1 pseudogene is annotated in these 616 nt (G+C 22.2%); it reads left to right on the forward strand.

From position 1 onward, the window contains the following. Positions 1-367: pseudogene (locus K0039_RS20255) on the forward strand (permease prefix domain 1-containing protein); the annotation flags it as partial. Between the last annotated feature and the right edge of the window lie 249 nt (positions 368-616).

The raw sequence follows: 616 nt of genomic DNA on the forward strand, positions 1-616 counted from the left end.
TAAGTTAGAACTTGAAAAAATACTTGATAAAGATAAGTATAGTAAAGTCAAAGCTCTTAGATTATATGTAATAGATATGAAAGATGGAAACACTAATTTAAGTTCTTCTGGATTGAATGCTAATATGGTGTATGATAGGGAAGCAGATTATAATAACATAAGTAATTTTATACAGCACTTAGGATATAATGGGAAAGATTTTTTAGACAAGAATGGGAATATAGTAAATCCAGATATTTTCTTAGAATATTTCTTTTACTTTGAATCGGAGATGTTAATTCCAGTAGCATTTGCACTTGGATTATTATGTATAATAGCATATTTTATATTAAGATTTAAAATTTCTTTAATAAAAAATAATAATTAAATAATTCACCAAGTAATTTTAATTTGTAGAGTAAATAAGATGTTTCAAAATAAAATTTGAATCATCTTATTTTTTATTGTTTGTTATACTCTTTTATTATATATTTTTCCATAGTGGATTGTATCTATACATAATCACATATTTTGATATAATTATACTTTTCAAAAAATGTACTGAATATACAAATTATAATCTGTATAATGTTGTTAGGGGAGAATGTATGAAGTGTATACAACTTTAATTTTAAAT

The sequence above is a fragment of the Terrisporobacter mayombei genome (assembly GCF_020748465.1).
Taxonomy (GTDB): Bacteria; Bacillota; Clostridia; order Peptostreptococcales; family Peptostreptococcaceae; genus Terrisporobacter; species Terrisporobacter mayombei.